Raw genomic sequence first — 8,213 nt, 5'->3', positions numbered from 1 at the left:
CGGACGGGAACACCGGCCGCCCGCAGGGCGCGGACGGTGGCGCCGCCCTGCCTGCCGGTGGCGCCGGTGACCAGGACGGGTGCGGGATCTGCGGACATGGCGCTCCTCGTATGGCGGCCGGGGAAAACGGCGGGGCCCGCCGTTTAGCTCTCGGGTACGATACGGCGGGCCCCGCCACTTAGTAAACCCGGAGACGAGACGCCATGCCCGGCACCCAGCGCGCAGACGCCCGGCGCAACTACACGCGCATCCTCGCCGTCGCCGCGGAAGAGGTCGCCGCACAGGGCGCGAACGCCTCCCTGGAACAGATCGCCCGCACCGCGGGCGTCGGCTCCGCGACCGTACGACGCCACTTCCCCACCCGCCGCGCCCTGCTCGAAGCGGTCTCCCACGACCGGATCGAGACCCTGCGCCTGCGCGCCCACGACCTGACCGCCGAACCCGACAGCCGCAAGGCCCTCCTGCGATGGCTCGACGACGTCGTCGCCTACTGCGTCACCGCCCGCGGCCTGGCCGCAGCCCTGTCCTACGACACCGCCGGCACCGACCCCGTACGCGGCAACACCTGCGCGGCAGCGCTGGAGGAGGCGGCGGACCCGCTGCTGCACCGCGCCGTACGGGACGGCACGGTGACACCCGACGCCACCGTCGCCGACCTGATCACCCTGATCGTCGGCATCACCCTGGCCACGGAACACCACCCGACCCCCGCCCCCGAGGCGAACCGCCTCTTCCACCTGGCGGTGACGGGCCTGAGCCCGGCGCGCTGAACGCACGGCAGTGCGCGTCGGAGCGGCTGGAGGTGCGTCCGCCCGGCAGGCCGTGCCGTCGAAGCGGCAGGACGGACACGAACTCGCCATCCCCGCATCGCCGTCGACGTACTCCCTCTCGACCGCCGTATCGCCCGCGTGGCGGCGGCGCTCGGGGCACAGCGGAAGGTACTCCGGCTGCCGGACGCTCTGGTGATCGCAACGGCGACGGCAACGGGTGCCTCCGCGGTACTGGCCGGGGACAAACGCTGGGACGGCGTCGACCCACTCGTGGAGATCGTCATCCCCGCAGTGAACCGAGCCCGCCGCCCACCCGCGGTCCGGCCCGGGGCCCGTAGCGGCGGCTGCGCCGTTCCGGACGCCGCCCGCAACCCGGCGCCGCGGCAAGGCGCTCGAAACGGCAATCATGCAGGCGGTGCGGGAGCAGCTCGCCGAAGTCGGCTCGGACGTCGTCCACCTGCTCCAGCAGCTGGCCGACAGATTCGCCGACATCGACACCGACGTGCTGTGGGGACTGCTGGCCGAAAGCGCCCGCGACCCCGAACTCTTCGCCCTGATCCGCTCCGAGCTGCTCGGCGACGTCCACCGCGGCCCAGTGGCGGTGCTCGTCGGGCGGGCCGTCGACCGCGGCGAGGTCGACCCCTCGCGGCTGACCGAGCGCCGGATCGCACTGCCGCTGGATCTCATGCGCAACGAGGTGCTCGTACGGGGCTCGATCACCGCGGAGTCGATCGCCGAGATCGTCGACGAAGTCTTCCTCCCGCTGCTGTGCCCCGGGGCGGCGCGACCCGCCGCCGAGGGGGCGTAGCTACGACAGGGTGGTGGTGGCGTGGGAGACGAAGGCGGACCATGCTTCGGGGGTGAAGCAGAGGTGGGGGCCGTCGGGGTCCTTGGAGTCACGGACGTGGACGGCGTCTGAGGTGGGGGCCATCTCGACGCAGGCGCCGCCTTCGTCATTGCTGTAGCTGGACTTGAACCAGTCGAGCTCGTCCTTCATCGCTCCTCCAGGAGCTGCGTGATGAACCGTAGGGAGTCCTGTGGGGACAGGGCCTCGCGGGCGATCATGTCATGGCGACGCATCACGGTGCTGACCTTCTCCGGATCAGCGTAGAGGACTCCTGTGGTCTGGCCTTCCTCGTAGGCGAGGTGCTCGTGCTGCGGCGTCTCCACGATGACGAACGGCCCCCGGAAGCCGGGATGGATGCCGCTCGCGGCGGACATCACCTGCACCGTGACGTTGCGCTGCTCGGCGGCCTCCAACAGCCTGCGCAACTGCCGTTCGTAGACTTCTTCACCGCCGAAGCGGCAGCGCAGTGCTGCCTCTTCGATGACGAAGCTGAATGAGCGGTTCAAAATTCCCAGCAGCTTCTGACGTTCCAGCCTGGCCGTTACTCGCTGCTCGAACGTCTCCTCGTCCAGCGGTGGCACGAATGCCGACAGCACTGCGCGGACGTACTCCTCCGTCTGCAACAGGCCCGGGACATACCTCGGCTCGTACCAGATCAGCGATGCTGCCTCCGCCTCGTACGCCATGAACTCATGCGAGTAGGACGCGAACTTCTCCGGCTGCAAGTACGCCAACGCCGCCAACAACAGCCCCTGCGCATCGCACATCTCATCCGCCACCTGCAACAACCGCGGCGTCGGCCGACGACGGCCCTGCTCCATCATCTTCACGTAGTCGAGCCCGTACCCCGCCTCGTTCGCCAACTCCTCGCGGCTCACGCCCGCGCGCGTGCGCCACCGCTTGGTCTGGTTGCCGCAGTACCGCCACTGCACCGGGGGCTGGGAGTTTTCGAGCGTAGTCACCGCGTTCACCTCGCCGTTGAGGGGTACGGAGGTCCAGGGACCCCCCCTGTTCCTACTCACAGTAGCGAGCGGCAACCACTCTGTGAGAGGTGAACCTCAAAGATCCCACCCCCTTCCCTCCGGACATCGTGTGGCGGCTGCCGACGAGCCGCCGCAGCCCCGCCCGTGCCCGTGTTCTCCTCGCCGAGCAGGCACGCGAGTGGAAGCTGCCGCCCGAAACAGCCGACACCGCCGTGCTGTTGGTCAGCGAACTACTGACCAATGCGTGCCTCCACGCACACGCCCCGCGCGGACGCCACATCGCCGCCCGCTGCGTGCTCGGGGACGGCGGACTGCGCGTCGAGGTCTCCGACGCGGGGGACAGCGAACTGCCCGTGCCGCGCGAGGCCGGGCCCGACGACGAGTCGGGCCGGGGGCTGGCGCTGGTGGCGGCGCTGGCTTCGCGGTGGGGGGCCTATCCGCGGCCGTACGGGATCGGCAAGACCGTCTGGTTTGAGCTGCCCGCCGTACCGCCCGGACCGTAGAGAGGCCGCCTCACGCCTCCGCGGGCCGGGTGTCCTCGGGCGCGCCGTCCCCTGCCGCGCCCGCCGCCGCCTCGGCCTCCGCCGGTTCGGTCTCCTCGGCCAGCTTCACCACCGCGACCGCCGCGACGACCACACCCGCGACCGTGACCAACTTCTCTAATACGCTGCCGAACCCGAAAAGCATGGACTTCTCCCCCTCCACTGTCACTCGGCCGCCAGCCTAGCGCCGCCCAGTGACACGGGACACGCCGTCACTACGGATTGAGCATGCTCCGGGCACGGGCGATGACCCGGTGTGCCTCGGCGCCGTACACGGCACTGTCGCGTATCGCCTTCCACGCCCTCACGTACGTTGCCACGGAATCGGTATCGTCGAGCCACAGTTCCGCGTGCCAGGTCTCCACGATCACCTGGCGGTCGTCGTAGATCCAGAAGCCCACGGCGGGGGGCTGCTTGAGGGGGGCGGTGAATGGCACGATGCCCAGTTCGACGGTGTCCAGACCGATGACGCCGACGAGGCGGTCGAGCTGGGCGGCGAGCACGGCCCGCGGGCACACCAGCGCTCGGAGCACGCCTTCCCACAGGAGGATGTGGTAGCGGCGCCCGGGCTGGTAGAGCAGTTCCTGCCGCCGTATCCGCGCCCGTACTGCCTCCTCGACGTCACGCGGTGAGCGGTGCAGCTCCACGGCGCGGGTGAGTACGGCGCGCGCGTAGTCGGGCGTCTGGAGCACGCCGACGATCCATGACGACTCCCACGCGCGGAGGACGGCGGCCTGCGCCTGGACCTGGTTGTGGGTGTTCTGCACGGGGGCGTGGCCGCCGACCAACTGGCGGCGCCAGGACCGGATGTGCGACTCGAACCCGGCGAGCCGGGCCCGCAACTCCTGATAGCTCTCGGGCTGGCCGCACGCATCCGCCCACGCGCGAAGATCCTCCGGGGTGGCGGTCTGCTTGCCCAACTCCAGCTTCGACACTTTCGAGTTGGGCCAGCCGAGCGCGCGAGCCAGGGCGATACCGGTGAGCCGGCCGTCGGGCGTCGAGTAACGCAGCTCCCGGAGCCGGGCGCCGAGCGCTTCGCGAGCCTGCTGGTAATCCGTGCTCACCGGCGCCCACCCGCTCTACGCCTCCTGGTCGGCGAGATGTTCGGCGAACTGCTCGTACGGCGTGGCGTAGTGCAGCGCGATGTCACGGAGCCGGTTGTACTGGTTGACGCGTACCGGCTCGGTGATCAACTCGGCGCCGGTGAGCTGGTCGTCGGTGTCGAAGAGGCACAGGGCGACGATATGCGAGTCGAAGATCCAGAAGTCTTCCGGCGGCAGATTTACGCGCTCGGCGTCCACCCGCCACATGTTGCGGACGTCCTCGCCGAGCGCGGCGTTCTTCTCGGAGTACGCCAACAAGAAGAGCTGCCCGGGGGTGGGCGGGTTGTCGAGGATCCGCACCCGGCCGACGTACGCGCCGTCCCGGGTCTTGGCGCTGATCGTTCGGCACCAGGGGGTGTCGAGATCCCACGTGGGCTTCTGACCGGCGATGAACTGAGCCCAGTCGTCGCCCTGTTCGTCGACGGCGTAGCGACGACGCATCTCCAGGTGCCACGCGGAGTGCTCGAAGTTCTCGAAGAGGCGGGCGAACTGGTCGGGGTCGAGGACGCGGGGCCCCTCGTCGCGCGCTTTCGGACCGAAGTCGATCAGCGTGTTCCTCGGCACCACGATCGGCACCTCGTCCTCGTCGAGGTGCTGGAGCTGGGCGATCGCGCGGGGATCGGTGAGCCGCGGCCCGTGCACGATCACCTCTCCGCTGTCGACGTCTTCGTGTACCGCCGGACAGCTCCCTTCGCCGCTGCCCGTGCCGTTGAAGCGCAGTCGTCGGGTCATGGGGTGGTCCTTTCCTGGGGCTGGACCAACCCAGGATCGTCACCCTGTACCGCTTCCGCTACACAGTGCTAGCACCTTCGCGAGAAAAAACGAGGGACGCAAGAAGGGGTGCGAGAAAACCCGAGAAAACCCCGTCGTCGCCCCCAACCTTCCGCCTCTACGTTGCCGGGCATGGCGAAGACCAACACTTCCTGCACCGGCGCGTATCTGGCGCACGACCACCCTGGGACCGCCCGGGCCGACCCGGGGGACGAGGACGACAACACCGACATCGAGGACGGCGACGGAGGCGGCGGCAACCCGTCTCCGGGCCATCGCTGAGATATCAGGAATGTCGGTCCCCGCGGCTGCGGTGCCGCGGGGGCCGGCGCGGAGCGACAGGAGTGCCATGGGCAGCGAGCAGACCGGTACCGGCCGGGTCACCGTCTTCCCGCTCACCCACCGCTGGCCCGACCGCCGCTGCCTGCTCGCCTACACCACCACCGGCCACTTCGGCACCACCGCCATCGTCGGCGTCCTGCCCGTACCCGAGCTGGAGCACCCCGACCTGCTGGCGGTCGCCGCCGAGCACCACCCCCAGGGCCTCTACGGCTCCCGCGGCGGGCACCAGAACGCCTGCGCCGGCTGGGTCATCTGCACCGGCTGGTCCGCCCGCATCGGCGGCTCCGGACCCCGCCTCGACCTCACCGACGCCGGCTGGCGGCTTCGGGCGGACCGCCGTATCGAACTCGCCGCACCCATGTACGGCCACGACGCCCTGCACACCGGCACCTTCGCCCTCGACGACCGCGAGCTGACGAAGCAGGCCCTCCAACTCGTCCGCTGAGCATCGGCCGCCGAGCGCCGCCCACCGCGCGGCAGAGGTCACCTTCCCGCGGCCAGCTCCGCCAGCACCCCGTCCGTGAACGGCGGCCACACCTCTGCCGCCCACTCGCCGAACTTCCTGTCCGTCAGCGCCACGCACGCCGCCCCGTGCCCCGCCGCCGTGGGTGCCTCCGGGTCGACCCACAGGAACGTGCCCGACTGGCCGAAGTGGCCGTACGTCCGCGGGGAGGACGTGGACCCCGTCCAGTGCGGCGACTTGCCGTCGCGGATCTCCAGGCCCAGGCCCCAGTCGTTCGGGTTCCTGTGCCCGAAGCCGGGGAGCACCCCCTTCAGACCCGGCCACTGCACCGACGTCGCCTCCGCGTGCGTCTCGTCCGAGATCAGCCGCGGCACCAGCAGTTCGCCCGCGAAGCGGGCCAGGTCCGCCACCGTCGACGTCGCCGCGTGCGCCGGCGAGCCGTCCAGGCTCGTCGCCGCCATGCCCAGCGGCACGAAGACCGCGTCGCGCACGTACTCGGCCAGCGGTATGTCGGTGGCCTTGGCCAGGTGGTCGCCGAGGACCTCGAAGCCCGCGTTCGAGTACAGCCTGCGGGTGCCGGGCGGGGCCATCACACGGTGCTCGTCGAAGCCGAGGCCGGAGGTGTGCGCCAGCAGGTGCCGTACGGTCGAGCCCTCCGGGCCCGCCGGCTCGTCCAGCTCGATCGCGCCCTCCTCGACGGCCACCAGCGCGGCGTAGGCCACCAGGGGCTTCGTCACCGACGCCAGGTAGAAGCGGTGGTCCGCCGGGCCGTGCGTCCCGGCGAGGGAGCCGTCGGCGCGCAGGGCCGCGGCGGCCGCCGTATCGACGGGCCACGACTCGATCACAAGCAGGCTGTCCATGCGCCGAGCCTAACCCGGGCATATGTTGTTGCTTGGAGTGCACTCCAAGTCAGTAGCTTCGACGCGTCGAGAGTGGGGAGCCGGTAATGAGCCTGACCACAGCGGCCCGGGTGCGCCCCGTGGGCCAAGATCACTACTCCATCAGCGAGGTCGCCTCGTACACCGGGCTGAGCGCTCACACCCTGCGCTGGTACGAGCGCATCGGGCTGCTCAACGGCGTCCACCGCTCGCACACCGGGCAGCGCCTCTACACCGACGGCGACCTCGACTGGCTCGACCTCATCGGCAAGCTGCGGCTCACCGGGATGCCGGTGGCGGACATGGTCCGCTACGCCGAGCTGGTGCGGGCCGGGGACCAGACCATGCCCGAGCGCACCCAGCTCTTCCGCGAGCACCGCGAGGTGGTCCGGCAGCAGATCGAGGATCTGCGGACGACGCTCGCCGTTCTCGACTTCAAGATCGAATTCTACGAGGGAGCAGCATCCGGATGCACGCCATGAACAGCACCGTCGCCACCGTCCCCCTCGGCACCGACGGGCCTCGGGTCGGCGTCCAGGGACTCGGCTGCATGGGCATGAGCTTCGCGTACGGGCCCACCGACGCGGACGCCGCCCGCGCCACCCTGGACCGCGCACTCGAACTCGGCGTCACCCTGTACGACACCGCCGACATGTACGGCGACGGCGAGAACGAGAAGTTCATCGCCCCCTTCATCCGCGCCAACCGGGACGCGGTCACGCTGGCGTCCAAGTTCTCGCTCTCCACCGACCCCGCGGATCCGCACAAGCGCCTGATCCGCAACGACCGGCCCTATCTGCGCTCCTGCATCGAGGCCAGCCTGCGCCGGCTCGGCGTGGAGACCATCGACCTGTACTACATGCACCGCCGCGACCTGCGGGTGCCGATCGAGGACGTGGTCGGCTACATGGCCGAGCTGGTCCAGGAGGGCAAGGTGCGGCAGCTGGGGCTGAGCGAGGTCACCGGCGCGGAGCTGCGTGCCGCGCACGCCGTGCACCCGATCGCGGCCGTGCAGTCGGAGTGGTCGGTCTTCAGCCGGGACGTGGAGCGCACGGCGGTGCCCGCGGCGCAGGAGCTGGGCGTCGCCTTCGTGCCGTACTCGCCGCTCGGGCGCGGCTTCCTCACCGGCTCGTTCGTCGACGCCGAGGCCGAGCTGACCGCCGACGACTTCCGCCGCACGATGCCGCGCTTCACCGGCGGCAACGGCGCGAAGAACGCCGAACTGCTCGCGCCGCTGCGGCAGATCGCCGAGGCGCACGGGGCCACCCCGGCGCAGATCGCGCTCGCGTGGCTGCACGGGCAGGCTTCCCTGCGGGGGATGGCGGTCGTGCCGATCCCGGGGACGCGGAAGCCGTCGCGGGTGGAGGAGAACGCGGCCGCGACGGTGGTCGAGCTGAGCGAGGCGGAGCGGGCGCTGCTGGAGCCGCTGGCCGGTCAGGTCGCGGGGCCGCGGAACGCGGACGTCAGCTTCACGTCGGCGGGCAGGGAGTAGCGCGGGCGATACGGTGACGGGC

At 70.7% G+C, this 8,213-nt stretch carries 13 protein-coding genes and 1 pseudogene; 8 read left to right on the top strand and 6 right to left on the bottom strand.

Going from position 1 to position 8,213, the window contains the following annotated elements; all coding sequences use genetic code 11:
• Positions 1-203: 203 nt before the first annotated feature.
• From H5J30_RS10650 to H5J30_RS10640, 3 genes and pseudogenes are all read left to right on the top strand, one after another.
• Entirely contained in the window at positions 204-770 is a 567-nt protein-coding gene (locus tag H5J30_RS10650) for a TetR/AcrR family transcriptional regulator (protein ID WP_181787185.1), read from the top strand.
• Between the two features lie 78 nt (positions 771-848).
• Positions 849-1,019, top strand: a pseudogene (locus tag H5J30_RS37690) (PIN domain-containing protein); the annotation flags it as partial.
• A 157-nt stretch (positions 1,020-1,176) separates the two neighbouring features.
• On the top strand, positions 1,177-1,578 hold the full coding sequence (locus tag H5J30_RS10640; protein ID WP_181787184.1) for a TetR-like C-terminal domain-containing protein: 402 nt from the start codon (positions 1,177-1,179) through the stop codon (positions 1,576-1,578).
• Here H5J30_RS10640 and H5J30_RS10635 read toward each other — a convergent pair whose 3' ends face one another.
• Both H5J30_RS10635 and H5J30_RS10630 read right to left on the bottom strand, forming a co-directional pair.
• Positions 1,579-1,767 (bottom strand): DUF397 domain-containing protein, encoded by a 189-nt coding sequence (locus tag H5J30_RS10635; protein ID WP_181787183.1) that lies wholly within the window; start codon positions 1,765-1,767, stop codon positions 1,579-1,581. It lies immediately after the preceding gene.
• Positions 1,764-2,579 (bottom strand): helix-turn-helix domain-containing protein, encoded by an 816-nt coding sequence (locus H5J30_RS10630; RefSeq protein WP_181787182.1) that lies wholly within the window; start codon positions 2,577-2,579, stop codon positions 1,764-1,766. The genes H5J30_RS10635 and H5J30_RS10630 overlap by 4 nt, the downstream gene beginning before the upstream one ends.
• A gap of 128 nt (positions 2,580-2,707) precedes the next feature.
• On the opposite strand from H5J30_RS10630, the gene H5J30_RS10625 reads away from it, so the two are divergent.
• Positions 2,708-3,103: an ATP-binding protein gene (locus H5J30_RS10625; protein WP_181787187.1), complete on the top strand. Its 396-nt coding sequence runs from the start codon at positions 2,708-2,710 to the stop codon at positions 3,101-3,103.
• 10 nt (positions 3,104-3,113) lie between these two features.
• Here the strand turns inward: H5J30_RS10625 and H5J30_RS10620 are convergent, their stop codons facing one another.
• The 3 genes from H5J30_RS10620 to H5J30_RS10610 all read right to left on the bottom strand — a co-directional run bounded on the left by H5J30_RS10620 (position 3,114) and on the right by H5J30_RS10610 (position 4,977).
• Positions 3,114-3,287, bottom strand: a complete 174-nt coding sequence (locus tag H5J30_RS10620) for a hypothetical protein (protein ID WP_181787181.1) — start codon at positions 3,285-3,287, stop codon at positions 3,114-3,116.
• Positions 3,288-3,357: 70 nt separating this feature from the next.
• A complete protein-coding gene (locus H5J30_RS10615) occupies positions 3,358-4,206 on the bottom strand; it encodes a helix-turn-helix domain-containing protein (protein ID WP_181787180.1) in 849 nt (282 codons plus the stop codon).
• A gap of 15 nt (positions 4,207-4,221) precedes the next feature.
• On the bottom strand, positions 4,222-4,977 hold the full coding sequence (locus tag H5J30_RS10610) for a DUF6879 family protein (protein WP_181787179.1): 756 nt from the start codon (positions 4,975-4,977) through the stop codon (positions 4,222-4,224).
• 171 nt (positions 4,978-5,148) lie between these two features.
• Here H5J30_RS10610 and H5J30_RS10605 point away from each other — a divergent pair, with 171 nt between their 5' ends.
• Positions 5,149-5,298 (top strand): hypothetical protein, encoded by a 150-nt coding sequence (locus tag H5J30_RS10605; RefSeq protein WP_181787178.1) that lies wholly within the window; start codon positions 5,149-5,151, stop codon positions 5,296-5,298.
• A 67-nt stretch (positions 5,299-5,365) separates the two neighbouring features.
• Positions 5,366-5,803 carry a hypothetical protein gene (locus H5J30_RS10600; protein WP_181787177.1) on the top strand — a complete coding sequence of 146 codons (438 nt, stop codon included), beginning with the start codon at positions 5,366-5,368 and terminating at the stop codon, positions 5,801-5,803.
• Between the two features lie 38 nt (positions 5,804-5,841).
• Here the strand turns inward: H5J30_RS10600 and H5J30_RS10595 are convergent, their stop codons facing one another.
• Positions 5,842-6,681: a serine hydrolase domain-containing protein gene (locus H5J30_RS10595; RefSeq protein WP_181787176.1), complete on the bottom strand. Its 840-nt coding sequence runs from the start codon at positions 6,679-6,681 to the stop codon at positions 5,842-5,844.
• 86 nt (positions 6,682-6,767) lie between these two features.
• Between H5J30_RS10595 and H5J30_RS10590 the strand changes: the two genes are divergently transcribed.
• Together H5J30_RS10590 and H5J30_RS10585 are read left to right on the top strand one after the other, a co-directional pair.
• Positions 6,768-7,181 carry a MerR family transcriptional regulator gene (locus tag H5J30_RS10590; RefSeq protein ID WP_181787175.1) on the top strand — a complete coding sequence of 138 codons (414 nt, stop codon included), beginning with the start codon at positions 6,768-6,770 and terminating at the stop codon, positions 7,179-7,181.
• A complete protein-coding gene (locus H5J30_RS10585; RefSeq protein ID WP_181787174.1) occupies positions 7,169-8,191 on the top strand; it encodes an aldo/keto reductase in 1,023 nt (340 codons plus the stop codon). The genes H5J30_RS10590 and H5J30_RS10585 overlap by 13 nt, the downstream gene beginning before the upstream one ends.
• Positions 8,192-8,213 lie beyond the last annotated feature (22 nt).

Source organism: Streptomyces phytophilus (genome assembly GCF_013870535.1).
GTDB classification, from domain to species: Bacteria; Actinomycetota; Actinomycetes; order Streptomycetales; family Streptomycetaceae; genus Streptomyces; species Streptomyces phytophilus.
Note: the sequence above shows the minus strand (reverse complement) of the source record. Positions and strands in the feature narration are given on the sequence as shown.

Coding starts and splice junctions, on each gene's coding strand:
- H5J30_RS10595 (WP_181787176.1), bottom strand. CDS start 6,681: ATGGACAGCCTGCTTGTGATCGAGTCGTGGCCCGTCGATACGGCGGCC.
- H5J30_RS10635 (WP_181787183.1), bottom strand. CDS start 1,767: ATGAAGGACGAGCTCGACTGGTTCAAGTCCAGCTACAGCAATGACGAA.
- H5J30_RS10605 (WP_181787178.1), top strand. CDS start 5,149: ATGGCGAAGACCAACACTTCCTGCACCGGCGCGTATCTGGCGCACGAC.
- H5J30_RS10585 (WP_181787174.1), top strand. CDS start 7,169: ATGCACGCCATGAACAGCACCGTCGCCACCGTCCCCCTCGGCACCGAC.
- H5J30_RS10620 (WP_181787181.1), bottom strand. CDS start 3,287: ATGCTTTTCGGGTTCGGCAGCGTATTAGAGAAGTTGGTCACGGTCGCG.
- H5J30_RS10610 (WP_181787179.1), bottom strand. CDS start 4,977: ATGACCCGACGACTGCGCTTCAACGGCACGGGCAGCGGCGAAGGGAGC.
- H5J30_RS10600 (WP_181787177.1), top strand. CDS start 5,366: ATGGGCAGCGAGCAGACCGGTACCGGCCGGGTCACCGTCTTCCCGCTC.
- H5J30_RS10590 (WP_181787175.1), top strand. CDS start 6,768: ATGAGCCTGACCACAGCGGCCCGGGTGCGCCCCGTGGGCCAAGATCAC.
- H5J30_RS10650 (WP_181787185.1), top strand. CDS start 204: ATGCCCGGCACCCAGCGCGCAGACGCCCGGCGCAACTACACGCGCATC.
- H5J30_RS10640 (WP_181787184.1), top strand. CDS start 1,177: ATGCAGGCGGTGCGGGAGCAGCTCGCCGAAGTCGGCTCGGACGTCGTC.